The organism is Comamonas sp. C11 (assembly GCF_024496285.1).
In the GTDB taxonomy this organism is placed as follows: Bacteria; Pseudomonadota; Gammaproteobacteria; order Burkholderiales; family Burkholderiaceae_C; genus Comamonas; species Comamonas testosteroni_F.
In genome coordinates this window covers 5,219,660-5,243,292 of sequence record NZ_CP101743.1, presented here as the reverse complement: position 1 = coordinate 5,243,292, position 23,633 = coordinate 5,219,660, and the positions used below count along the sequence as shown (strand labels likewise).

Here is a 23,633-nt window from a genome sequence, read left to right as displayed (position 1 = left end):
CCTTCAGTGGCCTGCGCCCAGGTAGGCTCGGATCACGTCTTCGTTGTTGCGTACTTCATCGGGAGCGCCGTCGCCGATCTTCTTGCCATAGTCCAGCACCACGACACGGTCCGAAATGTCCATGACCACGCCCATATCGTGTTCGATGAGCACGATGGTGGTGCCGAACTCTTCGTTCACGTCAAGGATGAAGCGGCACATGTCCTGCTTCTCTTCCACGTTCATGCCGGCCATGGGCTCGTCCAGCAGCAGAACCTGAGGCTCCATGGCCAAGGCACGGCCCAGATCCACGCGCTTTTGCAGGCCATAGGGAAGCTGGCCCACGGGAGTCTTGCGATAGGCCTGGATTTCGAGAAAGTCGATGATGTGCTCGACGAACTCGCGGTGCTGCATTTCCTCGCGTTGTGCAGGGCCGATGCGCAGGGCCTGCATCAGGATGTTGCTCCTGATCTTGAGGTTGCGGCCGGTCATGATGTTGTCGATCACGCTCATGCCCTTGAACAGCGCCAGGTTCTGGAAGGTGCGTGCGACACCCATCTCGGCCACCTGGCGGCTGTTCATATGACTGAAGGTCTGGCCGCGAAAGGTGATGGAGCCTTCGGACGGCGTGTAGACGCCGTTGATGCAGTTGAGCATGGAGCTCTTGCCGGCGCCGTTGGGGCCGATGATGGAGCGAATCTCGTGCTCTTTGACATTGAACGAGATATCGGTCAAGGCTTTGACGCCGCCGAAACGCAGACTGATGTTCTTGATGTCCAGGATCACGTCGCCGCTGGTTCTTGTATTCATGAAAATTCCTCTCAGGCGGCAGCCGGGTGGAGCTTGGCTTCGACGATGGTCAGCGTGGCGCTGACGCTGCCCGTGCGGCCGTCCTCGAACTTCACCAGAGTCTCGATGAACTGCTGCTGCTTGCCGGTGTAGAGCGCCTCCACCAGCACGCCGTACTTGTCGGCGATGAAGTTGCGGCGCACCTTGCGGGTGCGGGTCAGCTCGTCGTCATCGGGGTCCAGCTCCTTGTGCAGTACCAGAAAGCGCGCCACCTGGGTGTCGGCCATGCCGGGCTCGCTGGCCAGGTCGGCGTTGACCTTGTCTATGCAGTCGGCCACCAGCTCCAGCACCTTGGCCTTGCTGGCCAGGTCCACATAGCCGCCGTAGGGCAGGCCCTGGCGCTCGGCCCAGTTGCCCACGGCCTCGTAGTCGATATTGATGAAGGCGCAGACCTCGTCCTTGCCATGACCGAAGCACACGGCTTCCTTGATATGCGGGAAGAACTTGAGCTTGTTCTCAATGTAGTTGGGCGCGAACATGGCGCCGCGGCTGGTCTTGCCCACATCCTTGGCGCGGTCGATGATGCGCAACTGGCCGTTGGCATCGATCACGCCGGCATCGCCGGTATGGAAATAGCCGCTGGCGTCGATCACCTCGGCCGTGGCGTCGGGGCGCTTGTAGTACTCCTTGAGCACGGACACACCCTTGACCAGCACCTCGCCGTTGTCGGCAATCTTGAGCTCGATGCCCGGTGCGGCCTGGCCCACGCTGGAGAGCTCCACCTGGCGGTCGCGCTGCAGGCAGACATAGGCACAGGTTTCGGTTTGACCGTAGAGCTGCTTGAGGTTGATGCCGATGGAGCGGAAGAAGCGAAACAGCTCGGGGCCGATGGCAGCGCCTGCCGTATAGGCCACGCGGATGCGCGAAAGGCCCAGAGCATTGCGCAGCGGCCCGTAGATGAACAAGCTGCCCAACTGGTATTTGAGGCGATCCATGGCACTGACGTTCTTGCCGTCCAGGATGTCCGAGCCTACGCGACGTGCCACCTCCATGGCCTTGGCATACATCCACTGCTTGAGCGGCGAGGCATCTTCCATGCGAATGGAAACCGAGGTCAGCATGCCCTCGAATATGCGCGGCGGAGCAAAGTAGTAGCTGGGGCCGATCTCGCGCAGGTCGATGGCGATGGTCGAGGCGGATTCCGGGCAGTTGATGGTGAAGCCCGCCACCAGCCATTGCGCAAACGAGAACAGATGGTCTCCCACCCAGGCCGGCGGCAGATAGCAGATCACATTGTCCGAGGCATTGAGGCCATCGGTCTGCACGCCGCCGCGGGCAGATTCGCCAAAGCTGGCGTGGGTCTGGCACACCCCCTTGGGCTTGCCTGTGGTGCCCGAGGTGTAGAGGATGACCGAGACGTCGCCTGGCGAGACGGCCTGGACCATGGCCTCATAGGCTCCCGCGTGCTGTGCATCCCATTCCTTGCCCTTGGCCAGCAGCTCCTCGGTGCTGATGAGTCCGGGTTGATCATATTTGCGCAGGCCGCGCGGATCGTCATAGATGATGTGACGAATGCCGGGAACGCTCTCGCGAACTTCCAGCAGCTTGTCCACCTGTTCCTGGTTCTCGGCGAAGGCAAACGCGATCTCAGCGTCCTCCATCACAAAGCGCATCTCGGCGGCCACGGCATCCTGGTACAGCGGAATGGGCACTGCGCCACAGGCCTGAACGGCCAGAAAGCCCATGTAGACATGGGGCCGGTTATCGCTGATGAACGCCAGATTCTGGCCACTTTCAAGCCCCAGCGCGCGCAGGCCGCAGGCCATGTGGCGTACGGTTTGTGCGGCTTCGCGCCAGCTCCAGGTTTGCCAGATGCCATACTCTTTCTCGCGCAGGGCGGGCGCATCGGGGCGTTCTGTCGCGTGCTTGAGCAGCAATTGCGGGAACGTGGTTGTCATGCCTGATCCTCTTGGTTGGGGTTGGAGCCGCCGCGGCTACCCTTCACGAAAGTCTTGCAGACATGCTATGAGCGACTTTGACGTCAGGATGTCTGTTTGACGACAATTTGAGGGAAAGCCTGCATAGTGAAAATCCGCTGTAACAAATGCTGCTGAAAATGGCGCATTTACTGCCTCGTGGAAATCCCGCTGTTGCGCCAGCGCGGCTTTGGCAATGCTTCTGGGCATGAGTCAAGAACTGTCCCTGCATCAAAGGCGGCGCAAGCCTTTGAGCTCAGAACTCGATGGCATTCCCTGGTGGCCTGTTCTGTTGCCCATAGAGCGTGAAAATGTGGCACGCGTGCTGCTTGTCGGCGATGCCGAGCCGGGCGACTATGTCTGCCGCACCGGTCGCCCGCCTACCTACTGGTTTGGCGTGGTCGACGGCCTGCTCAAGATGAACACCGAAAGCGCCGACGGAGTCAGCATGACGCTGGCCGGTCTGCCTCCCGGTGGCTGGTTTGGCGAGGGAACGGTCATCAAGCGCGAGCCCTATCGCTACAACGTGCAGGCCATCCGCAAGACTGTTGTGGGAGGCCTGCCCATAGACATGTTCCACTGGCTGCTTGATCACTCCATAGGCTTCAATCGTTTTGTGATGAACCAGCTCAACGAGCGCCTGGGCCAGTTCATCGCGGCGCGCGAGATCGACCGCATGAGCAACCCCGATCTGCGCGTGGCGCGCACTCTGGCTGCCTTGTTCAACCCCTTGCTCTATCCCGGCGTGGGGCAGATTCTGCGCATCACCCAGCAGGAGCTGGCCAATCTGGTCGGCCTGTCACGTCAGCGTGTGAACGAGGCCTTGTCCGTGCTGCAGCGCGAGCGCGTGATACAGATCGAGTATGGCGGCCTGCGCGTACTGGACCTGGAAGCGCTGCGGCATGGTGAGTTCTGTGCGTCTCGCAAGGCGCTTGCCTGAGGGACGTCCTATAACCTAGCTCCGCGCTGGAATTGTGGATAACTCTCGCCTCGCGCCCGCGCGTCGCGAGACAATTACGTCCAAATGTCAGTCAAACCTCCTAAAGAGTCCGGCGCCCCTGGTGCTGGCAATTCCTCTGCGCCCTCGGATTCCTCGTCGGCGCGCCCTGTTTTGCGTGCACCGGCCAAGCCAGCCAAGGCCGAAAAGCCTGCGGCAGCCCGTGGCTCCAGGCCCGCTGGCGGTACCGATCGCGGCCCGCGCGGTGAAGGCCCGCGTGGCGAACGTGGCGCCCGCCCTCAGCGTGAGCGCGACGAGCGCCCCCGCACTTCCGGCTTTGGTCGCCCGGACGGCGGCCGTCCTGCTCGTGACGACGATGAGCGTCGAGGCGGCTTCTCGCAGCGCGACGAGCGCCGTCCCCGCGCCGATCGCGATGACCGCTTTGCCGAAGGCGGCGAGCGCCGCTTTGGCGGCGGTGACCGCGGTTTCCGCCCCTATGGCGAGTCGCGTGATGGTGATCGCGGTGGCGAGCGTGGCGGCGAGCGCCGCGAGTTTCGTCCCCGTGACGACCGCCGTGATGACCGCCCTCAAGGCGGCCGTGACTTTGGTGAGCGTCCACGTTCGTCCGGTTTTGGCCGTCCCGACCAGGGCCGCTCTGAGCGCTCCGAAGGCGGAGAGCGTCGTGAATTTCGTCCCCGTGACGACCGCCGTGATGACCGTCCGCAAGTCGGTCGTGACTTTGGCGACCGTCCACGTTCGTCCGGTTTTGGCCGTCCTGAACAGGGCCGTTTTGAGCGCTCCGAAGGTGCCGAGCGCCGTGAATTCCGTCCACGCGACGGCGAACGTCGTGGCGGTGATCGCTTTGAAGGTCGCCGCGATGAGCGTCCTCAGGGTCGTGACTTTGGTGACCGTCCGCAAAACCGTGGTTTTGGTCGCCCAGACCGCTCTCAAGGTGGCCGCCGCGAATACCAGCCCCGTGATGGCGAGCGCCGTGGTGGCGATCGCCCGCAAGGCCGCGACTTTGGTGATCGTCCACAGAACCGTGGCTACGGTGACCGTCCCGAAGGCCGTTCCTTTGATCGTGACGACCGTCGCGGGGATGCCCGTCGCGGTGACGACCGCCGCGGTAACGACCGCCGCAACGACGAGCGCCGTGGCGAACGCCGCGACGAGCGTGGTGGCGAGCCTGAAAAGCGCCATATCCCCGGCTCGTTTGTGTCGGAGGCCACACGCCGGCCCACCACCGGTATTCGCACCTATCGCCCCGCAGCCGATGGCTCGGATCGCGCAATTCCCGTCAAGCGTGCGCCCGAAGTGGAAGCGCGCCAGGACGATCGTCCCGGAGCCATCCGCATCAACAAGCGCATTGCCGACATGGGCATGTGCTCGCGCCGCGAGGCCGACGAGTGGGTGGAAAACGGCTGGGTCACGGTCAACGGCGAAGTCGCGACCATGGGCCAGAATGTGGTGCCCGGCGACAGGATCGAGATCGACCAGAAGGCTCAGGAGCGGCAGGACCAGCAGGTCACCATCCTGCTGAACAAGCCCATGGGCTATGTCAGCGGTCAGGCCGAGGACGGACATGAGCCTGCCGTGGTGCTGATCACCAACGAGAACCGCTGGAACGAAGACCGCAGCAAGACGCGCTTCAACTTCAGCCAACTCAAGGGCCTGGCTCCCTGCGGCCGTCTGGACATCGACTCCGTGGGTCTGCTGGTGCTGACGCAGGACGGCCGCGTGGCGCGCCAGATCATTGGCGAGGACTCGGAAGTCGACAAGGAATACCTGGTGCGCGTGACCTTCGGCGACCGCGACGTGGATGTTCAGTCCGTCTTCCCCGAGGAAAAGCTGGCCCTGCTGCGCCACGGCCTGTCGCTGGACGAGCAGCCGCTCAAGCCCGCACAGGTGGACTGGCAAAACCCCGAGCAGCTGCGCTTTGTGCTGACCGAAGGCAAGAAGCGCCAGATTCGCCGCATGTGCGAGCAGGTCGGCCTCAAGGTTGTGGGCCTCAAGCGCATCCGCATCGGAGGGGTGACCCTGGGCAATCTGCCCACCGGCCAATGGCGCTATCTGGCTCCACACGAGAGTTTCTAAGCTCCCCCTGAGCCGCTTTGCGGCTTCCCCCCTTCTCTCTCTACGCGCTGCGCGCTATGGGAGGGGGACGACACCCTCGGTGCGGGGCTGCGGGGCCGCCCAGGCCCTTCCTCGGTGTCTCTTGCTTGGGGTGCGCCAGTTTTTCAGTGAAATTGGCCTCTGGCCCTTTATTGATAGGCGCAAGCAGCTATTCTTTTGGAATAAGTGCTTGCGCTTTTTTCTTGCGCGAATAGCCCTTGAAATATCAGGGGCAGGCCCTAGCTATGACTGCGAATCGCCTTGAGAGGATCTCCGGGCGGCTTTTGATTTCAGTTTTTCGCTCACAAAGACATGACAAAGCAAACTCATTCCTTCCAGGCCGAAGTGGCCCAGTTGCTGCACCTGGTCACGCATTCGCTGTATTCCAACCAGGAAATCTTCCTGCGCGAGCTGATCTCCAATGCTTCGGATGCTTGCGACAAGCTGCGCTTTGAAGCGCTGGGGGACGCCAGCCTCTACGGCGATCAGCCCGAGCTGGAAGTGCGCGTTTCCTTTGACAAGGCTGCCCGCACGCTGACCATCACCGATACCGGCATCGGCATGAGCGAGCAGGAGGCCATCGACAATCTGGGCACGATTGCCAAGAGCGGCACCAAGGCTTTCATGGAAAAGCTCAGCGGCGACCAGAAGGCCGACTCGCAGCTGATCGGCCAGTTTGGCGTGGGCTTTTACTCGGGCTTCATCGTGGCCGACAAGATCACCGTGGAAACCCGCCGTGCCGGTGCGCCGGCATCGGCCGGCGTGCGCTGGATCAGCGGCGGCACGGGCGACTTCGAGATCGAGCAGATCGAGCGCGCCCAGCGCGGCACCAGCATCATCCTGCACCTGCGCGACGACGCCCAGGAGTTTCTCAACGGCTACAAGCTCAAGCAGGTCATCTCCAAATACTCCGACCACATCAGCCTGCCCATCCTGATGGAAAAGGAGGAGTGGAAGGACGGCGAGAACGATCAGCCCGGCGAGATGGTCAAGACCGGCGAATGGGAAACCGTGAACAAGGCCAGCGCCCTGTGGACCCGCGCCAAGAAGGACATCACGGAAGAGCAGTACAAGGAGTTCTACAAGGCCATCAGCCATGATTTCGAGGACCCGCTGACCTGGAGCCACAACCGTGTCGAAGGCAATACCGAGTACACGCAGCTGCTGTACATCCCGGCCAAGGCCCCGTTCGACCTGTACCAGCGTGACAAGCACGCCGGCATCAAGCTCTATGTGAAGCGCGTCTTCATCATGGACGATGCCGAGGCGCTGATGCCCCAATACCTGCGCTTTGTGAAGGGCGTGATCGACTCTGCCGACCTGCCGCTGAACGTGAGCCGCGAGCTGCTGCAGGAAAGCCGCGATGTACGCCTGATCCGCGACGGCTCGGCCAAGCGCGTGCTCTCGATGCTGGAAGACCTGGCGCGGCACGACAGGCATGAAGCCGCAGCTGATGCTGCGGATGGCGTGCAGGATGTCGTCAGCGAAGAGGACAAGGCCAAGGAAGGCAAGTTCACGCAGTTCTACAACGAGTTCGGCGCCGTGCTCAAGGAAGGCCTGGGCGAAGACTTCGGCAACAAGGAGCGCATTGCCAAGCTGCTGCGTTTCGCCACCACCACGCATGAAGGCCTGAACACCTCGTTTGCCGACTACAAGGCACGCATGAAGGAAGGTCAGGACGCGATCTACTACATCACGGCCGACACCCTGGCTGCGGCCAAGAACAGCCCTCAGCTCGAAGTGTTCAAGAAGAAGGGCATCGAAGTCCTGCTGATGACCGATCGCGTGGACGAGTGGGCGCTCAACTATCTGCACGACTTTGACGGCACGCCGCTGCAGTCCGTGGCCAAGGGCGCCGTGGATCTGGGCAAGCTGCAGAACGAGGAAGAGAAGAAGGCCGCCGAGGAAGCCGCCGAAGCCTTCAAGCCCGTGCTGGCCAAGCTCAAGGAAGCACTCAAGGACCGTGCCGAAGACGTGCGCGCCACCAGCCGCCTGGTCGACTCGCCAGCCTGCCTGGTGGTCAGCGACGGCGGAATGAGCCTGCAACTGGCCCGCCTGCTCAAGCAGGCCGGCCAGGCCGCGCCAGAGTCCAAGCCGGTGCTGGAAGTGAACCCCGATCACGCCCTGGTCAAGAAGCTGGACGGCTCCGTCCACTTCAACGATCTGGCCCAGATTCTGTTCGACCAGGCCGTGCTGGCCGAAGGCGGCATGCCCGAAGATCCGGCCGCCTATGTCAAGCGTGTGAACGCGCTGCTGGCCTGAGCGGTTCGGTTACCCCGATAAAAATCCCCGCAGAGTGGTGGCTCTGCGGGGATTTTTATGATTTATGGCTGTATCGCTTATGGGTAGGGAGCTACCAGCTATCAAAATTGATTAGCTGCGTGAACGTGCAAGCAGGCTGCGATCCCAGAGCACCATGGCCAGGGTGAGCAGGCCCAGCAGGCCGCCCATGAGGCTGGTGCCGGTCCAGCCAAAGGTCAGCCAGGCCCACGAGCCCAGTGCCGAGCCGAGGGAGGCACCGAGAAAGTATGTGGTCATATAGACGGCATTGATGCGCGAGCGGGCCTCGGGCGCCAATGCATAGACCACGTTCTGGTTGCTGATGTGCAGGGCCTGCAGGGCGCCGTCGACCACCAGCAGACCCAGCAGAAACCACCAGATGCTGCTGCCGCCCAGCCACAGGCACAGCCAGCCCAGCAGCATCAGAATGGCGCCGGCCAGTGTGGCGGACTGCTCCAGTCCCTTGTCGGCCATGCGTCCGGCCACATTGGCCATCAGCGCGCCGGCAATGCCCACGATGCCTATCAGGCCGATCATCAGGTCCGAGAGTTCAAAGCCCGGCCCTGCCAGCAGCAGCGCCATGGTGGAGAACAGCACGCTCACGGTGGCAAAGCCGGTGCCGCCGATCAGCGCACGGCTGCGCAGGCGCGGATGGCGGCGCAGCAAATCCCCCAGGGACTTCATGACTTCGCCATAGCTGACGGGAGCGGCGGGTGCCGCCTTGGGCAGGGCCCGTGCCAGCAGCACTGCCATGAAGGCGGTGCTGATGGCCCCCACCCAGTAGACGGTGCTCCAGCCGCCCAGATCGGACAGAATCCCCGCCACGCTGCGCGAGGCCAGAATGCCGATCAGCAGTCCGCTCATGACCAGGCCGACGGCACGCCCGCTGGCGCCGGGGGCGGCAAAGGCGGCGGCCATGGGTACCAGCACCTGGGCGGCCACCGAGAACACGCCGGCCATCAGGGTGCCGGCGGCGAGCAGCGCGAAGCTGCCGGCCAGGCCGCTGATGCCCGACAGCAGCATGCCGCAGGCGGCCAGCAGCATCAGGCTCAGCACCAGGCGGCGGCGCTCCAGCATATCGCCCAGCGGCACGAGGAACAGCAGCCCCAGGCCATAGGAGACCTGGGCCATGGTCACGGTGCTGGAGGCCTGGGCATCGCTGATCTGCAGATGCTGGACCATGGAGTTGAGCAAGGGCTGGTTGAAATAATTGGCTCCCGCGCACAGACCGCAGGCCGTGGCCATGAGCAGCAGGGTGGTTCTGGAGAGGACTGTGGTGGCCGCTGGTGTTGTGGTTTTCATGAGGCGCTCAGATGCAAGGGAGTCAGGTGGAAATGGCGGCTTTGGCGTCCATCTCCTTGGGCAGGGCCGCCGTGGCCTCCACCTCGATCAGCATGCCGGGCAGGGCCAGCTTGGGCACGGGAATCAGCGTACAGGCCGGAAAGCGCGGCCGCCTGTCGCCGGGCTCGCCGCTGCCCCAATGCTGTCTCACGGCGCTTTGCCAGTGCTCGAAGCGCTCCAGCGAATGATCGACGATGAGCACGGTGAGCTTGAGCACATGGCCCATGTCCGCGCCGCCGGCGGCCAGGGCGGTCTGGATGTTGGACAGAGCCTGCGCGGCCTGCTGGGCAAAGCTGTCGGGCAGCTCTGCCAGGGCGTTTTCTCCGCCCTGGCCCGAAACGAAGAGCCAGCGCAGCGGCTCCTGGACGGTGACCACATGGGTGTAGCCATTGGGCAGGCTGTCATAGAGACCGGCGGGCTGCAGATAGTGTGTTTGCGAGGCAGAGGTTTGGGCAATGAAACTGGGCTTGGCGTCCATGAAAGTCTTTCAGGCAAGGCTTGTCCGGCGGGGCCCGTCAGCGGCAGGCCTTTGTTCCGAAAGCTGCTGGAATTGTTAAACCTCAACTAAGCTTGAGGTCAAGAGGTTTGTATGACCACAAAGGATTGCGGTCATGGCGGGCCAGACAGGGACAACGGGAATGCAGCGGGAGGTGACTGTGCAGTGTGAAGAGACTGGCGATATGAATGGATGCGGAAACGGCCTGGTGGCCGAGGCCGAGGGAATGCCGGACCTCAGCGTGGGAGAGGTCGCCAGCCGCAGCGGGGTGGCGGTATCGGCCCTGCATTTCTATGAGCGGCAGGGCTTGATCGAGAGTGCGCGCACTGCGGGCAACCAGCGCCGCTATGCGCGAGCGGTGCTGAGACGGGTGGCCGTGATCAAGGTGGCTCAGCGCATGGGCGTGCCCCTGGCCGAGATTGCGCAGGCACTGGCCCATCTGCCGGCCAACCGCGTGCCCGGCAAGGCCGACTGGAGCCGTCTGTCCCTGCATTGGCAGTCACAGCTCGATGCACGCATTGCCATGCTGACCCAGCTCAGGGATCAGCTCGACTCCTGCATAGGCTGCGGCTGCCTGTCTCTGCAGGCCTGCCCGCTGCGCAACGACCATGACTGTCTGGCGGCGCAGGGGGCCGGCCCGCATTTCAGATAGCCGTGTTCACTGGCGCGGCACGGGCAGCACGCGTGCCCTTGTGCTGATGAGGCCCAGCAATGTCGACAGCAGGCCCAGACAGGCACAGAAGGCTATCAGTGCACCCCTCAGCCCGATATGGTCGGACAGCCAGCCCATGCCCAGGATGGGGACGATGGTGCCTACATAGCCCACGACCAGATAGGTGGACAGCAGGCCCGTGCGGTTGACGGGCTTGGAGACCTTGTTGACCACGGCCATGCCCGACAGATTGCACAGTGCATGACCGCAGGACATGCTCAGCACACTCAATGCGAACAGCCATGGCGAGCCGGCAAACAGATTGAGAACCAGCAGGGCATTGGTCGCCGCCAGGGCGAAGAAGCCGATGATGATCAGCCGCTTGGTGGGATAGGGCCGGGCGATGAGCTGGATGCCGGCCGACAGAAACAGGATGACGCCGATGGACAGGCCCGAGACCGCAGGTCCGTGCCAGGGCAGCATCTGGGCCATGAAGCTGGGGGCCATGGCGGCAAACAGGCTGAACATGCCGAAGGCGGAAAACGCCGCCATGCAGCCCAGCGCATAGTGGTAGAGAAAAGGCTTGCGCGGCTGGGAGATGCTGGGCAGAACATCTTTCAGCGTCAGGCCGGGCGTGCTGTGAACGGGCGCAGTGGCTGCAGGCAGCTTGATCCTGAACAGTGCATGGATGCCCAGAAAGCTCAGTGCGATGGGCGGCAGATAGCTGCTGACCAGGGGGAAAGGCACCCATTGCGCCATCAGGCCGCCAACCACGGGCCCCAGGCCGAAGCCGAAGGCAATCGTCAGGCTGGTGGTCGCTGCAGCACGCTGCAGGTCCCCCTTATTGTTGAGCTGGGTCATGCCTATGGAGGCCGAGGTGGTGATCAGGCCCGAGGCCAGGCCGATGATGAAGCGGGAAGCACCCAGGCTCCAGGCATTCCAGGACAGGGCCGAGCCGATGACCCCCACGGTCATCACCATCAGTCCCAGGCGCAGCACTTTGAGAAAACCGAAGAGATTGGTCAGACGGCCCAGGAACAGCAGGCTGATCAAGGCGCCCAGCATATAGGTCACGAAGATCTGCGTGATATGACTGGGCTGCAGCCCCCAGGCCTGCTGGTAGAGGGGGTAGAGCGGGCTGGCAAGCGCCGTTCCCATGACGCCGACGCACATGGAAAAGCAGACCCAGGCATAGGGACTCAGACGGGATTGCATTGGGAAATGCATGGGTGGGGCAGTCATCCGCATGTCCGGTGTGGGCTAGTCGGCTTGACCTAGAATTATTAAAAATGACTAATTGGTCAATTTTATGAATTCTAGAAAAGGATGTCAGCGCATGGCGGATGGTGCGGCGGCTGCCCCTTGTGCAGACCCGGATATCGGCACACCGGCAAAGCGTCAGCGGCGCACGCGTGGACCGAGTCTCAACAAGACAGCGCAGACCCGTCAGCAGATTGCAGAGGCCGCGCTGGCCGAGTTCGTGGAGTGCGGCGTGGCACGCAGCACCATGGAGCGTATTGCCTGCCGCGCGCAGGTGGCCAAGGGCACGCTGTATCTCTACTACCCATCCAAGGACGAGCTGCTGCGGGGCGTGGTGGAGCACGCACTGCGGCACTCGGCCGTCTATCAGCCGCTCAGGCGACGCAAGGGCGAGACGGTGCGTGCCTTTCTGCGCCGCAGTCTGCTGCCGACGCTGGAGGCGGTGGACAGCAGCGAGCGCGGCATGCTGGCACGTCTGGTGCTCAGCGAGGCACGGCATGCGCCCGAGCTGGCCAGACTGTACAAAGAGCTGGCTTTTGATGCCTGGCAGAACTATGTGCAGGACTTGCTGGCGCTGGCCGTGAAAGAGGGGGAGCTCAGGACCCGCTCGGTCAGCCGCAGTGCCCAGCTGCTGGCCAGCCCGTTCTGGATGGCGCTGGTGCACAACAACCTGCTGGCCTCCGAGGGCTCGCAGAAGCTGGCCCTCAAGCCGCTGGTCGAGCTGCTGATTGATAACCTTTTTGCGGGCACGGCCGGTGACAATGCGGCTGTCAAACGTCAGTGAGAGTCAGTGAGATGAATTCCATGCCAGTCACCATCAAGCCCGGTCATCACAGAATCCTGGGCACGGTCTGCGCCGCAGCTCTGGTGCTGGCCTTGCCCGCCTGCGGCTCCGTAGGAGCTGGCGTGGGCGTCGGGATTCCGGTGGGGCCGTTTTCCGTGGGCGTGGGCCTTGGCAGCGGCGGTCTCAGCGCAGGCGTCGGTACGGGCGTCGGGCCTGTCGGTGTGGGCGTAGGCGTCAACCAGCGCGGGCAGGTACTGGGAAGCGCCGGTGTCGGCGCTTCCACCGGCGTGGGTGGTGCCAGCGTGGGTGTCGGGGTGGGATCCTCCACCGTGCTGCATGATCCCAATCGCCCGCAGACGCCAGAGGTGCAGCCAGTGCCACCCGCTGCCCCGGTGCAGAGCGGCGATGCCGTGCAATGGCGCGATGCGCGCGGGCAGCTCGTGCCCGAATGCCGCTTGCAGGGGCGCTGCTAGCGGCCGCCTTACGCGTAAAGCGGCTCCTGCTGCATGGCTTCTATCTGTTCGTTCAGCATGTCCACCTGACCCTGCCAGTAGTCGGTGCTGCCGAACCAGGGGAAGTTGATGGCAAAGATCGGGTCCTGCCAGCGGCGCGCCAGCCAGGCGCTGTAATGCAGCAGGCGCAGGGTGCGCAGCGGCTCGATCAATGCCAGCTCGCGCCGGTCGAAGCTGCGGAACTGCTCATAGCCTTCGAGTAGGGCCGACAGCTGCTGGGTCTGCTGGCCGCGGTCGCCCGAGAGCAGCATCCACAGATCCTGCACGGCGGGACCGCTGCGTGCATCGTCGAGATCGACAAAATGAGGGCCGCCGTGGCCTTCGTCATCCAGCGGCGTCCAGAGAATGTTTCCCGGGTGGCAGTCGCCATGCAGCCGAATCTGCGTCGCAGAATGCAAGCCAAAATGGCCTGCAGCGCTTAATCCATCTGCGGATGGCGCTATCAATGAAAGAGCTTTTTCGCAAGCCTGCTGCCAGCGGCTGCGCACTTCGAGCGCGACGACCTCATGCTCGAGCAGATAGTGCATGGATTCGTAGCCGAAGCTTTTCAGGTTCAGCGCCGGTCGATGCGTGAAGGGCTGGGTTGCCCCCACGGTGTGGATGCGGGCCAGAAACCGGCCTATCCATTCCAGTACCTCCCAGTCGTCCAGCTCGGGGCGGCGCCCCCCGCGCCAGGGGCTGATGCTGAACAGAAAGCCCGCATGCTCATGCACGGTCCGCCCTTGCAGCGCCAGTGGCGCCACCACGGGAACCTCGCCAGCCGCCAGTTCCTGGGAGAAGGCATGTTCTTCCTCGATCTGGGCACGGCTCCAGCGTCCCGGGCGGTAGAACTTGGCGACGACCTTGTCGCCCTCGTCCTGGTGGGCCAGATAGACGCGGTTTTCATAGGAGCTCAGCGCCGTCAGCCGCCCGTCCGGCATAAGGCCCGTGCTGCACAGCGCATCGATCACGCAGTCCGGCGTGAGGTCTGCATAGGGGTGAGAAGGGTCTTGGGTATCGCTCATCCCCGCATTGTCAGGCTCAAACAGGCTCTTGCGAACCGGACGGCATAGCGCATACGTCGGCAAAATTGCTTTTGATTTGATAGCTGCTGCCGACTCTCAGGTTGATCTTGGCGGCCGGAAATCCCTGGAAAACAGTGCGGGTGCCGCGCATGTTGCCTAAGCTGGCACACTGCCCGCATGCAAGAGAGCGAAGCACTTTCACAGCCCTGCGAGGACCGGGATTTTGCCGAGTGGCACAAAGGCTGCCCGTGGTGCGCCGTCTGGGTGGTGATGCTGCAAGGCCATGGTCTGGAGTCCTTGCTGCAGCAGGCCAGATCCAGACTCGGTGATGCCTTGCTGCCGCGCCATGCGCGCCAGCCGCATGTCACGCTGGCCTATAGGGGGCTGTGCCGGGGCGGGGACGAGCATGCGGCGCGGGAATATGACCGGCTGGCGCTGCGCGCCGATGTCGCCGTGCTGCAAAGTTTAGGAATGAGTCCGTTTTCCGTGCAGCTCGCGGGAGCAGGCAGCTTCACTACCGTGCCTTATCTCGGTATCGGGCGGGGGCAAGAATGCTTGCAGCGCCTGCATACGGCGCTGGTGCCCTTGGAGCCCGCGCCGGGCTGGCGCTATGTTCCCCATGTGACCCTGGGCCACTATGCGAGGCGGCTACCGCTGCGAGAGGCTGTGGACAAGTTGCTGGCACTGACCCAGGACTTGCCGGTTTTCGAGGCAAGGCAGCTGGCGCTGGCCCGCTATGAGACGGCCGATATTGCCGGGCCGCTGACGCTGGAAGGCGTCTTCGAACTGGACACCGGGCGCTATGCGGCAGCGCCCGGTGCCCTGTGGCCTGAGTCGCTTTAGGCGATGGTCAGCGTCACGCCGATATTGCCGCGCGTGGCGTTGGAGTAGGGGCAGACCTTGTGAGCGGCGTCCACCAGTTGCTGGGCCGCAGCCTTGTCCATGCCGGGCAGGCTGATCTTCATGCGAACGGCGATGCCGAACACTTCGCCCACGGGGCCCAGATCGACTTCTGCGTCTACCGACAGGTCGGCAGGCAGGGCCAGCTTCTGGCGAGCGGCCACGGCCTTCATGGCGCCGATAAAGCAGGCGGAGTAACCGGCGGCAAACAGCTGCTCGGGGTTGGTGCCCTTGCCGGCGCCGCCGGGCGAGCTCAGCTGGATGTCCAGGCGGCCATCATCGGTGCGCGAAGCGCCTTCGCGGCCGCCGGTGGTGTGGGCGTGGGCGGTGTAGAGAACCTTGTCGAGTTGGGCCATGGTGTCTTCCTTTGCGAGAGTGCCCGGCAATGCGGGCGGGTGGAGGAAATCGTCAGGAGTGGCTGCGGCGTGGTGCCAGCCTTGCGCGCAGTGTGCCGAGCTGGCCCGTAAGAGCCTGCAATTCGGGCAGGGTGCACTGCGTGCTCTGCAGCACGCAGGCAGGTATTTTTTCGGCCTCGGCGCGAAGTGCCCGGCCGGTATCCGTGAGGGCAATGCGCACGCGGCGCTCGTCCTGTGCATCGCGCTGGCGTGCCAGCAGGCCTGTGCTTTCCAGTCGCTTGAGCAAGGGCGTCAGCGTGCCTGAATCCAGGTAAAGGCGCTCGCCCAGTTCCGAGACCGTGAGCTGGTCGCCTTCCCAGAGCACCAGCATGACCAGGTACTGAGGGTAAGTCAGGCCTATGGCATCCAGCAAGGGTTTGTAGAGCTTGGTCATGGCCAGCGATGCCGAGTACAGCGCAAAGCAGACCTGATTGTCCAGGCGCAACAGCTCGGAGCTGTCGGGGAGAAGGTCGTCATCGGATCGCATGGGGTGAATTATTGCAGACAATTAAATTGTGTGCAATTTAATTTGCAGATCGCCAAGCCGCAGGAGACAGTGCAGAGGTTCGGAGCAATGCAAACAGGCTCCGTGAGCGGAGCCTGTCGCGGCTGAAGCTGTCTCGTGCCTAACGGGCGGTCAGCGCATCGGCCAGCGCCTGGTACATGGGCAGGCTGGTCGGGTCTATGCCCGCATTGCCCGCAATCGGGTGGGAGGCATAGCGCACCACCACCATCTGGGCCTTGGGGTCGATGTAGATGGCCTGACCGTGAATGCCGCGCGCCATATAGGCCCCGTTGGGGTTGTGCGAGACCCACCACATATTGCGATACGACCAGCCAGGCAGCGTGGCATAACCGGCCTTGACAAACTTGGCCGGGTCGGCGCCGCGACGGATGTCCTGAACCACGGCCCTGGGCAGCACCTGCTGGCCGCTGGCGGCGCGGCCTTCGTTGCGCATCAGCTCGCCGAAGCGGGCCAGGTCGCGCAGCGTGGTGTTGAGGCCGCCGCCGCCCGATTCCGTACCTATGCGATCCACCATGAAGTAGGCGTCCTGCTCGGCACCGATGCGGCTCCAGATGCGCTCGGACAGCAGCTGGGCCAGAGGCTTGCCGCTGGCGCGGCGCACGATCCAGGCCAGGACTTCGGCGTTGACTGTCTTGTAGGCAAAGCCCTGGTCATGCTCGCCCTCTTTCTGCAGGGTCTGCAGAAATTCGTAGAAGCTCCTGGGGCCGGCATAGTCCTTGCCCTGGGGCATCATGCCGCCGGCACGGGCGTAGTCCCAGACTTCGGCCTTGGGGTCGGCGTAGTTCTCGGAGTACTTCACGCCGATCGTCATATCCATCACCTGGCGCACCGTGGCGTCGCCATAGGCGGTGTTCTTCATCTCGGGCAGATAGTCGGTCACCGGTGCCTCGGGCTTGATGGTGCCTTCATGGGCCAGCAGCGCGGCCAGGGTGCCGACAAAGGACTTGGTGACCGACATGGCCAGGTGCGGGCGCTGCGGCTCCAACGCGCCCAGATATTTTTCATAGATCACGCGGCCCTTGTGCATGACCAGAATGCCGTCGGTGTAGTTGCGCTCCAGTGCCTGGGCAAACGTCAGCTCCTCGCCTGTGCCCATGACCTTGAAGCGCACTTGCTCGATGTCGACCGGAGCCGAGCGCAGGGCGCTGGGAGCGCCCGGGCCGCGCCAGACATTGGCCGTGGGCGTGATTTCGCGGATATGCGAGAAGGTCCAGCGTATGCGGGGAAAGGTATTGCCCACGGGATTGTCGAAGGTGATGAGCTTGTCGGCAGCGGGCGGAAAGCCCTGCATCCAGCCCATGGCCTGCACGCTGGTGCTGGCCGGGTCGGGCAACGCGGGTGCGGCAGCCTGCGCATGGACTGCAGAAACCATAGCTGTCAGCGCAAGCGGGGCGAGCGTTTTGCGCGTAAAAGACTTCAAACTCATCATCACCTCTTGGACTTGGGGTTAACGACCGGTAAAACGGGCTGGGCGTTTCTCGATGAAGGAGCGCACGCCTTCGGCGGCGTCCTCGCTGTTGGCCAGGCGCTGCTGCACGGGAATGAAATCGGCCACGGCAGCGGCCTGGCCCAGCTCTATGGCCTTGAGGACATTGAGGCGCGTGGCCACCACGGCCTGCGGCGCCTGGGCGGCGATGCGCTCGGCAATGCGAAAAGCCTCGTCCAGTTCCTTGCCAGCAGGCACGACTTTTTGCACAAAGTGGCAGCGCAGGGCCTCGGCCGCATCGAAGGCGTCGCCGGTCAGCAGATGCAGCATGGCATTGCCCACGCCGGCGCGTTCGGGCATGCGCAGCGTGGCGCCGCCCGTGGGCATGATGCAGCGCTGCACTTCCATCTGTGCGAAGCGGCTGCTGTCGGCAGCGACGACGATATCGGCGCCCAGCATCAGTTCTATGCCGACGGTAAAGCAGATGCCCTTGACGGCGGCGACCATGGGCTTGGTGCGGCGGCGATAGCCGGGCAGGCCATAGTCATGAGGCTCCACGAGACCTGCAGGGATGACCTTCTGGCCGCTTTTCATGAATTCGGCGATGACGGGCAGATCCAGCCCCGCCGTGAAATGATCGCCGAAAGCATGGAGCAGGCCTACGCGCAGCTCAGGCTCGTCGTCGAGTCGGGTATAGGCCTCTCCCAGTTGCTGGAACATGGCCGGCGTCCAGCCATTGCGCTTGGCCGGACGGTTGATGCCTATCAGCAGCACATGGCCGCGGACTTCACAGGAAATGCAGCCCTCGGGTGGAGGGCTGGGCTGGTCGATTTGCATGGCAGGTCTCCTGCTGCAACCTTAGACGGCTGTCGCAGCCGCTGCAGTCGCGCACAAGACCTGAAGGCCGGCGATTTAGTAGGTGTAAACACCCTGGCCGGTCTTGCGGCCCAGACGGCCGGCGGCCACCATTTCGCGCAGCAGGAAGCAGGGGCGGTACTTGCTGTCGCCGAATTCCTTGAGGTAGACCTCCATCACGGCCAGGCAGACGTCCAGACCGATCATGTCGGCCAGGGCCAGCGGGCCAATCGGCTGGTTGCAGCCCAGCTTCATGCCGGCGTCGATGTCCTCGGCCGAGGCCGTGCCTTCGCTGAGCACCTGGAAGGCCTCGTTGATCATGGGCACCAGAATGCGGTTGACCACAAAGCCGGGAGCGTTCTTGACGGTGATGGGCGACTTGCCCAGTTTTTCCGACAAGGCCTTGACCGCATCGTGGGTGGCGTCGCTGGTCTGCAGGCCGCGGATGATCTCCACCAGGGCCATCATGGGCACGGGGTTGAAGAAATGCATGCCGATGAACTTGTCGGCACGCTGGGTGGCGGCCGCCAGCTGGGTGATGGAGATGGACGAGGTGTTGGTGGCAACGATTACGTCCTGTGCCAGCAGGGTATCGAGCTGCTTGAGGATCTTGACCTTGAGCTCGTAGTTCTCGGTGGCGGCTTCGATCACCAACTGGGCCGATTTCAGATCGTCGTAGCTGGTCGAGGTCTTGATGCGTGCCAGCGCTGCGTTTTTGTCGGCTTCGCTGATCTTTTCCTTCTTGATCAGGCGGTCCAGGCTGCCGGCCACGGTGGCCAGGCCTTTTTGTACGGCGGCGTCGGAGATGTCCACCATCACCACGTCGATGCCAGACACGGCGCAAGCCTGCGCGATGCCGTTGCCCATGGTGCCGGCGCCGATGATGCCTACGGTTTGGATTGCCATTTTTTGTCTCCATTCAGATAAGTGCGATTGAACTGGAAAATGTTATCCCGGTTCTGACCGGGTTTGACCCTAGTCGGGCATGGTTGGCGTGTTAGGAGTCATAACGGTGACAGGTTTTTCTGCACGACCGTGTTATTTCTCGTTTCGCTGCTGCAGACCGCTGGTCAGAATTCGCGGCAAAAGGAGTGCCGACATGCGTGACTATCTGGTGGTGGGAGGCGGCTCCGCTGGTGCGGTGTTGGCCGCCAGACTCAGCGAGAACCCGCAGGTCACCGTGACCTTGCTGGAGGCTGGTGGCGAAGACAAAAGCGTGCTGATCCATTGCCCGGCAGGGCTGGCGCTGATGGCCAAGCAGAAAAACTTCAACTGGGCCATGAGCACGGTGCCGCAGGCCGGTCTCAATGGTCGGCGAGGCTACCAGCCGCGCGGCAAGGTGCTGGGCGGCTCCAGCTCCATCAATGCCATGATCTATCTGCGTGGCCAGCCTGCGGACTACGAATATTGGAGCGCTCAGGGCAATCCAGGTTGGGGCTGGAGCGATGTTCTGCCCTATTTTCTGAAGGCCGAATGCAATACGCGCGGTGCAGATGCTCTGCATGGCGCAAGCGGCCCTTTGCATGTCTCCGATCTCTGCGATCCGAACCCGCTGGCGCAGGCCTTTGTGCGGGCGGGCGTGCAGGCCGGCCATGCGCACAACCACGATTTCAATGGTGAAATTCAGGAGGGAGTAGGCCTGTACCAGGTCACGCACCGCAATGGCGAGCGCTGCAGTGCGGCCAAGGCTTATCTGACCCCGGTGCGAGGCAGCAGGCCCAATCTGGAAATCCTGACCGGAGTGCAGGTGCTGCGGGTGCTGATGGAAGGTCGCCGAGCTGTCGGAGTGGAGTATGTGCAGGGTGGTCAGACCCGGGAACTGCGCTGCCGGCGCGAGGTGCTGCTCTGTGCCGGCGCACTGCAGTCGCCGCAGTTGCTGATGCTCTCGGGCATAGGGCCGGGCGAGCATCTGCAGCAAACAGGCGTTGATGTCGTGCATCACCTTCCCGGTGTCGGCGAGCATTTGCATGACCACCCCGATGTGGTGCAAGTGGTGGACGGCCCGCAGATGACGGACAGCTTTGGTCTGTCGCTTGCCGGCCTCAGGAATGTCTGGCAGGGCATAGGACGCTGGCGCCATGAGCGCAGGGGCATGCTGACCAGCAACTTTGCAGAGGCAGGCGGTTTTATCCGCAGCCGGCCGCAGGAGCACGCGCCCGATCTGCAACTGCATTTTGTGGTGGGCAAGCTGGTCGACCATGGTCGCAAGACGGTGCTGGGCCACGGTTATTCCTGCCATGTATGTCTGCTGCAGCCAAGAAGTCGGGGCAGCGTGAAGCTGGCCTGTGCCGATGCCAGAGCCATGCCGCTCATAGACCCGGCCTTCTTTGCCGAGGCCGACGATATGCAGCGCATGGTGTGCGGTGTACGCCGCATGCGCGAAATTCTCGGGCAGCCTGCGCTGGCTCGTTTCGAGGGGCGGGAGCTGGAGCATTCGGCACAGGCGCGCAGCGATGCGGAGATCGAGCAGTTCATCCGCAATTACGCCGACACCATCTATCACCCCGTGGGAAGCTGCCGCATGGGGCCTGGCGCGAAGGATGTGGTCGATGCACGGTTGCGGGTGCATGGGGTGCAAGGGCTGCGCGTGGTCGATGCCTCGGTCATGCCGCGCATCGTGAGCGGCAATACCAATGCGCCGACCATCATGATTGCCGAGAAGGCGTCCGATCTGATCAAGGCCGAGTGCTGAATCAGGTCAGCGGAGCCAGGTCGGAGGGTGCATGATCCTCGTCGGGCGGAGGCGTCAGAGTGGAGCATTCCACCCTTCCCCGGCCCTGATTTTTGGCCTGTTGCAGGGCGGCGCCGGCATGACTGGCCAGCTCGTTGAGGCTCAGGCTCTTCCAGGCGGAGGGGACCAGGGCACAACCCGCGCTGAAGTCCAGATCCATCTGCAGTTCGTACTGCGCGCCGATCTGGAATGCGGACTGGATGCGAGTCAGCAGCGACATGACACCCAACTGGTCGGCATGAATCAGCAGGCAAAAGGATTCCCCCTTCCATCTGGCTACGACCTCGTCGCCGCGCATCTGCTTTCGCAGAGTGCGTGACATGAGCTGCAGCGCCGCGTCTCCAGCCTGATAGCCATGGCGGCTGTTGACCTGGGAAAAGTGATCCATGTCGATCAGAATCAAGGCCAGCGGCAGGCCTTCGCGCCGAGCTCTGTTAAGCATGACGCGGGCCTGGTTCTTGATGGCCTGGCGCAGCGGCAGGCCGGTCAGGCTGTCCTCTGGTGAGTTTGCGGATCGCTGACGGACTTCTTCGTCACGGCAGGCCATCAGGATCGATACGAAAAGAATGGCGGAACCCATGGGGATCAGCCACGAAAGCAATATATGTGGACTGGGTTCCTCTGCAAAGCTGTGCAGCCAGGGAGCGTGCAAGGTGAAGTAGCCGCGTATAACCAGAATGCTTGCGACGCAAAGGCCTGCACCCAGTAGCAGGTATCGCCAGGCAGTGGCGGAGTTGGTTTGCGGCGATAAGCTCAGGCAGACCAGAGTGGCAAGGCTCAAGCCGTAGCCGACATTGAACCAGGCCAGCCGGTAGGGCTTGCTCTCAATCAGAACCAGCACGCCCGCAAGTGTCAGCAGGCACAGCACGGCCAGGGAACGGGTGAGTATCTTGTTGCGAGGTCCAAGCCAGCCCTTGAGTGCTTTGTGCAGCTGCCACAGCGCACTGGTTGCAACAGCGGCACTGGAGATCGACAGCAGCGCATTCCATGTGAAGGGTAGTACATGCCCGGCGCAGAAGACGAGCAGCCAGGCCAGCCCCTGCAACAGCAGGAATTGCTGAGCATTTCTGGTTGCCCGGCTCATTTGCTGACCCATAAACCATGGCAGTGCAAAAGCGACCGTCATCAAATTGACGGCCACCATCAATGTCATGGAAAACTGGTCGGTCTCCGGCATGGCTGGGCTTTACTGGAAGGCCACTTCGTCAAAGCTGCGCAGCTTGCGGCTGTGCAGGCGGTCGGAGCCACCTTCGCGCAGTATGTCGACGGCACGCATGCCGATGCGCAGGTGCTGATCCACACGCTCGCGATAGAAATGGTTGGCCATGCCGGGCAGCTTGATCTCACCGTGCAGCGGCTTGTCGCTGACGCACAGCAAAGTGCCATAGGGCACGCGGAAGCGGAAGCCGTTGGCGGCAATGGTGGCCGATTCCATGTCCAGCGCCACGGCGCGGCTCTGGCTGAAGCGGCGCTGAGGCAGGTTGTCGGGCAGCAGCTCCCAGTTGCGGTTGTCGGTGCTGGCCACGGTGCCGGTGCGCATGATGCGTTTGAGGTCGACACGCTCCATCTGCGTCACGTCGGCCACGGCCTGCTGCAGCGCGACCTGGATTTCGGCCAGCGCCGGGATCGGCACCCACAGAGGAAGTTCTTCGTCCAGCACATGGTCTTCACGCACATAGGCGTGAGCCAGCACATAGTCGCCCAGTTGCTGGCTGTTGCGCAGGCCCGCGCAGTGGCCCAGCATCATCCAGGCATGAGGGCGCAGCACGGCGATATGGTCGGTGATGGTCTTGGCATTGGCCGGGCCCACCCCGATATTGACCATGGTGATGCCGCTGTTGTCCGCGCGCACCAGGTGGTAGCCCGGCATCTGCGGCAGGCGCGGCGGCGCATTCCCGAGCTCGTCGACGGCTTCCGCGGGAAGGCCCGCGCGGCGGGTCACCACATTGCCGGGCTCGACAAAGGCGATGTATTCGCTGTCCTCCTTGGCCATTTCGGCATGGCCCAGGCGGATGAATTCGTCGATGTAGAACTGGTAGTTGGTGAACAGCACGAAGTTCTGGAACCAGTCGGGGGCCGTGCCTGTGTAGTGGCGCAGGCGGTGCAGCGAGTAATCCACGCGCGGCGCGGTGAACAGCGACAGAGGCAGGGCCTCGCCGGCCGCCGCGCGCCAGGTGCCGTTGGCGATGCCGTCGTCCATGGATTCCAGATCCGGCAGATCGAACACATCGCGCATCAGCATGCGGCGCTCTAGCGAGAGCGAGCCTTCGATATGGTCGTTGTCGGCGAACGAGAAATGGATGGGGATGGGTTTGTCGCTGAGGCCTACTTCGATGGGGACCTGGTGGTGAAGGATCAGCAGGCGCAGCTGCTCGCCGAAGTAGCTGGCAAACAGGTCGGGCCGGGTCAGCGTGGCCTCGTAGGTGCCGGGGCCTTCCACAAAGCCGTAGGTCAGCTTGGTATCGGCTTGCGCCACCGTGGTGGTCTTGATGCGTACAAACGGGTAGTAGGCATGGATGGGCGCAGCCGGAGTTTCACCCGCCACGAAACGCTGCATGGCAGCTCGCAGATGGTCGATTTGCTCGCGGTACAGCTGCTGAACATGGGCCAATGCCTGAGGGGCATCTGTATGAAACATGCTGCTGCTTTTATGAGAGGGTGTCGGTGTATTCGAGGCC

At 63.2% G+C, this 23,633-nt stretch carries 21 protein-coding genes; 8 read left to right on the top strand and 13 right to left on the bottom strand.

The window, feature by feature from the left end; genetic code table 11:
• Positions 1–3: 3 nt before the first annotated feature.
• Together NOX35_RS24185 and NOX35_RS24180 are read right to left on the bottom strand one after the other, a co-directional pair.
• Positions 4–789, bottom strand: coding sequence for an ABC transporter ATP-binding protein (locus tag NOX35_RS24185; protein WP_003073630.1), 786 nt, complete (start codon positions 787–789; stop codon positions 4–6).
• A gap of 11 nt (positions 790–800) precedes the next feature.
• A complete protein-coding gene (locus tag NOX35_RS24180) occupies positions 801–2,726 on the bottom strand; it encodes a long-chain fatty acid--CoA ligase (protein WP_182284754.1) in 1,926 nt (641 codons plus the stop codon).
• 226 nt (positions 2,727–2,952) lie between these two features.
• Here NOX35_RS24180 and NOX35_RS24175 point away from each other — a divergent pair, with 226 nt between their 5' ends.
• The 3 genes from NOX35_RS24175 (at position 2,953) to htpG (ending at position 8,055) form a co-directional block, all read left to right on the top strand.
• Complete coding sequence (locus NOX35_RS24175; RefSeq protein ID WP_003068662.1) at positions 2,953–3,684, top strand: Crp/Fnr family transcriptional regulator; 732 nt, start codon at positions 2,953–2,955, stop codon at positions 3,682–3,684.
• Positions 3,685–3,768: 84 nt separating this feature from the next.
• The gene (locus tag NOX35_RS24170) at positions 3,769–5,775 is read left to right on the top strand and encodes a pseudouridine synthase (RefSeq protein WP_256495014.1); all 2,007 of its coding nucleotides are present in this window, start codon (positions 3,769–3,771) and stop codon (positions 5,773–5,775) included.
• 330 nt (positions 5,776–6,105) lie between these two features.
• On the top strand, positions 6,106–8,055 hold the full coding sequence (htpG, locus tag NOX35_RS24165; RefSeq protein WP_182284753.1) for a molecular chaperone HtpG: 1,950 nt from the start codon (positions 6,106–6,108) through the stop codon (positions 8,053–8,055).
• 111 nt (positions 8,056–8,166) lie between these two features.
• Here htpG and NOX35_RS24160 read toward each other — a convergent pair whose 3' ends face one another.
• Both NOX35_RS24160 and NOX35_RS24155 read right to left on the bottom strand, forming a co-directional pair.
• Entirely contained in the window at positions 8,167–9,375 is a 1,209-nt protein-coding gene (locus NOX35_RS24160; protein ID WP_182284752.1) for an MFS transporter, read from the bottom strand.
• A 22-nt stretch (positions 9,376–9,397) separates the two neighbouring features.
• A complete protein-coding gene (locus NOX35_RS24155) occupies positions 9,398–9,892 on the bottom strand; it encodes a RidA family protein (RefSeq protein ID WP_256495013.1) in 495 nt (164 codons plus the stop codon).
• A gap of 202 nt (positions 9,893–10,094) precedes the next feature.
• Here NOX35_RS24155 and soxR point away from each other — a divergent pair, with 202 nt between their 5' ends.
• Positions 10,095–10,562: a redox-sensitive transcriptional activator SoxR gene (gene soxR / locus NOX35_RS24150; protein WP_182284750.1), complete on the top strand. Its 468-nt coding sequence runs from the start codon at positions 10,095–10,097 to the stop codon at positions 10,560–10,562.
• 6 nt (positions 10,563–10,568) lie between these two features.
• On the opposite strand, the gene NOX35_RS24145 is transcribed toward soxR, so the two are convergent.
• Positions 10,569–11,777: an MFS transporter gene (locus NOX35_RS24145; RefSeq protein WP_182284749.1), complete on the bottom strand. Its 1,209-nt coding sequence runs from the start codon at positions 11,775–11,777 to the stop codon at positions 10,569–10,571.
• A 121-nt stretch (positions 11,778–11,898) separates the two neighbouring features.
• Between NOX35_RS24145 and NOX35_RS24140 the strand changes: the two genes are divergently transcribed.
• Positions 11,899–12,606 carry a TetR/AcrR family transcriptional regulator gene (locus NOX35_RS24140; RefSeq protein WP_256495012.1) on the top strand — a complete coding sequence of 236 codons (708 nt, stop codon included), beginning with the start codon at positions 11,899–11,901 and terminating at the stop codon, positions 12,604–12,606.
• 11 nt (positions 12,607–12,617) lie between these two features.
• Positions 12,618–13,079 carry a hypothetical protein gene (locus NOX35_RS24135; protein WP_182284747.1) on the top strand — a complete coding sequence of 154 codons (462 nt, stop codon included), beginning with the start codon at positions 12,618–12,620 and terminating at the stop codon, positions 13,077–13,079.
• Between the two features lie 8 nt (positions 13,080–13,087).
• On the opposite strand, the gene NOX35_RS24130 is transcribed toward NOX35_RS24135, so the two are convergent.
• Positions 13,088–14,122, bottom strand: a complete 1,035-nt coding sequence (locus NOX35_RS24130; protein ID WP_256495010.1) for a serine/threonine protein kinase — start codon at positions 14,120–14,122, stop codon at positions 13,088–13,090.
• A 177-nt stretch (positions 14,123–14,299) separates the two neighbouring features.
• Between NOX35_RS24130 and NOX35_RS24125 the strand changes: the two genes are divergently transcribed.
• A complete protein-coding gene (locus NOX35_RS24125) occupies positions 14,300–14,965 on the top strand; it encodes a 2'-5' RNA ligase family protein (RefSeq protein ID WP_256495009.1) in 666 nt (221 codons plus the stop codon).
• On the opposite strand, the gene NOX35_RS24120 is transcribed toward NOX35_RS24125, so the two are convergent.
• The 5 genes from NOX35_RS24120 to NOX35_RS24100 form a co-directional block, all read right to left on the bottom strand.
• Entirely contained in the window at positions 14,962–15,378 is a 417-nt protein-coding gene (locus NOX35_RS24120; RefSeq protein ID WP_182284744.1) for an organic hydroperoxide resistance protein, read from the bottom strand. The genes NOX35_RS24125 and NOX35_RS24120 overlap by 4 nt on opposite strands.
• 52 nt (positions 15,379–15,430) lie before the next feature.
• Positions 15,431–15,904 (bottom strand): MarR family winged helix-turn-helix transcriptional regulator, encoded by a 474-nt coding sequence (locus NOX35_RS24115; protein WP_182284743.1) that lies wholly within the window; start codon positions 15,902–15,904, stop codon positions 15,431–15,433.
• A 139-nt stretch (positions 15,905–16,043) separates the two neighbouring features.
• On the bottom strand, positions 16,044–17,369 hold the full coding sequence (locus tag NOX35_RS24110; protein ID WP_182284742.1) for a serine hydrolase: 1,326 nt from the start codon (positions 17,367–17,369) through the stop codon (positions 16,044–16,046).
• Positions 17,370–17,390: 21 nt separating this feature from the next.
• Positions 17,391–18,206 carry a crotonase/enoyl-CoA hydratase family protein gene (locus NOX35_RS24105; protein WP_256495008.1) on the bottom strand — a complete coding sequence of 272 codons (816 nt, stop codon included), beginning with the start codon at positions 18,204–18,206 and terminating at the stop codon, positions 17,391–17,393.
• A 75-nt stretch (positions 18,207–18,281) separates the two neighbouring features.
• Positions 18,282–19,130, bottom strand: a complete 849-nt coding sequence (locus NOX35_RS24100; RefSeq protein ID WP_182284740.1) for a 3-hydroxybutyryl-CoA dehydrogenase — start codon at positions 19,128–19,130, stop codon at positions 18,282–18,284.
• A 193-nt stretch (positions 19,131–19,323) separates the two neighbouring features.
• On the opposite strand from NOX35_RS24100, the gene NOX35_RS24095 reads away from it, so the two are divergent.
• Positions 19,324–20,916 (top strand): GMC family oxidoreductase, encoded by a 1,593-nt coding sequence (locus NOX35_RS24095; RefSeq protein WP_182284739.1) that lies wholly within the window; start codon positions 19,324–19,326, stop codon positions 20,914–20,916.
• Between the two features lies 1 nt (position 20,917).
• Here NOX35_RS24095 and NOX35_RS24090 read toward each other — a convergent pair whose 3' ends face one another.
• Entirely contained in the window at positions 20,918–22,132 is a 1,215-nt protein-coding gene (locus NOX35_RS24090) for a GGDEF domain-containing protein (RefSeq protein ID WP_256495007.1), read from the bottom strand.
• A gap of 9 nt (positions 22,133–22,141) precedes the next feature.
• Positions 22,142–23,593, bottom strand: a complete 1,452-nt coding sequence (locus tag NOX35_RS24085) for an AMP nucleosidase (RefSeq protein ID WP_182284737.1) — start codon at positions 23,591–23,593, stop codon at positions 22,142–22,144.
• Positions 23,594–23,633 lie beyond the last annotated feature (40 nt).

Bases quoted from the DNA above. Each gene is read 5' to 3' on its own strand.
- NOX35_RS24090 (WP_256495007.1), bottom strand. From the start codon at position 22,132: ATGCCGGAGACCGACCAGTTTTCCATGACATTGATGGTGGCCGTCAAT.
- NOX35_RS24160 (WP_182284752.1), bottom strand. From the start codon at position 9,375: ATGAAAACCACAACACCAGCGGCCACCACAGTCCTCTCCAGAACCACC.
- NOX35_RS24135 (WP_182284747.1), top strand. From the start codon at position 12,618: ATGAATTCCATGCCAGTCACCATCAAGCCCGGTCATCACAGAATCCTG.
- soxR (WP_182284750.1), top strand. From the start codon at position 10,095: ATGAATGGATGCGGAAACGGCCTGGTGGCCGAGGCCGAGGGAATGCCG.
- NOX35_RS24170 (WP_256495014.1), top strand. From the start codon at position 3,769: ATGTCAGTCAAACCTCCTAAAGAGTCCGGCGCCCCTGGTGCTGGCAAT.
- NOX35_RS24120 (WP_182284744.1), bottom strand. From the start codon at position 15,378: ATGGCCCAACTCGACAAGGTTCTCTACACCGCCCACGCCCACACCACC.
- NOX35_RS24155 (WP_256495013.1), bottom strand. From the start codon at position 9,892: ATGGACGCCAAGCCCAGTTTCATTGCCCAAACCTCTGCCTCGCAAACA.
- NOX35_RS24105 (WP_256495008.1), bottom strand. From the start codon at position 18,206: ATGCAAATCGACCAGCCCAGCCCTCCACCCGAGGGCTGCATTTCCTGT.
- NOX35_RS24145 (WP_182284749.1), bottom strand. From the start codon at position 11,777: ATGCAATCCCGTCTGAGTCCCTATGCCTGGGTCTGCTTTTCCATGTGC.
- NOX35_RS24100 (WP_182284740.1), bottom strand. From the start codon at position 19,130: ATGGCAATCCAAACCGTAGGCATCATCGGCGCCGGCACCATGGGCAAC.
- NOX35_RS24095 (WP_182284739.1), top strand. From the start codon at position 19,324: ATGCGTGACTATCTGGTGGTGGGAGGCGGCTCCGCTGGTGCGGTGTTG.
- NOX35_RS24130 (WP_256495010.1), bottom strand. From the start codon at position 14,122: ATGAGCGATACCCAAGACCCTTCTCACCCCTATGCAGACCTCACGCCG.
- NOX35_RS24140 (WP_256495012.1), top strand. From the start codon at position 11,899: ATGGCGGATGGTGCGGCGGCTGCCCCTTGTGCAGACCCGGATATCGGC.
- NOX35_RS24125 (WP_256495009.1), top strand. From the start codon at position 14,300: ATGCAAGAGAGCGAAGCACTTTCACAGCCCTGCGAGGACCGGGATTTT.
- htpG (WP_182284753.1), top strand. From the start codon at position 6,106: ATGACAAAGCAAACTCATTCCTTCCAGGCCGAAGTGGCCCAGTTGCTG.
- NOX35_RS24085 (WP_182284737.1), bottom strand. From the start codon at position 23,593: ATGTTTCATACAGATGCCCCTCAGGCATTGGCCCATGTTCAGCAGCTG.
- NOX35_RS24175 (WP_003068662.1), top strand. From the start codon at position 2,953: ATGAGTCAAGAACTGTCCCTGCATCAAAGGCGGCGCAAGCCTTTGAGC.
- NOX35_RS24110 (WP_182284742.1), bottom strand. From the start codon at position 17,369: ATGAGTTTGAAGTCTTTTACGCGCAAAACGCTCGCCCCGCTTGCGCTG.
- NOX35_RS24115 (WP_182284743.1), bottom strand. From the start codon at position 15,904: ATGCGATCCGATGACGACCTTCTCCCCGACAGCTCCGAGCTGTTGCGC.
- NOX35_RS24185 (WP_003073630.1), bottom strand. From the start codon at position 789: ATGAATACAAGAACCAGCGGCGACGTGATCCTGGACATCAAGAACATC.
- NOX35_RS24180 (WP_182284754.1), bottom strand. From the start codon at position 2,726: ATGACAACCACGTTCCCGCAATTGCTGCTCAAGCACGCGACAGAACGC.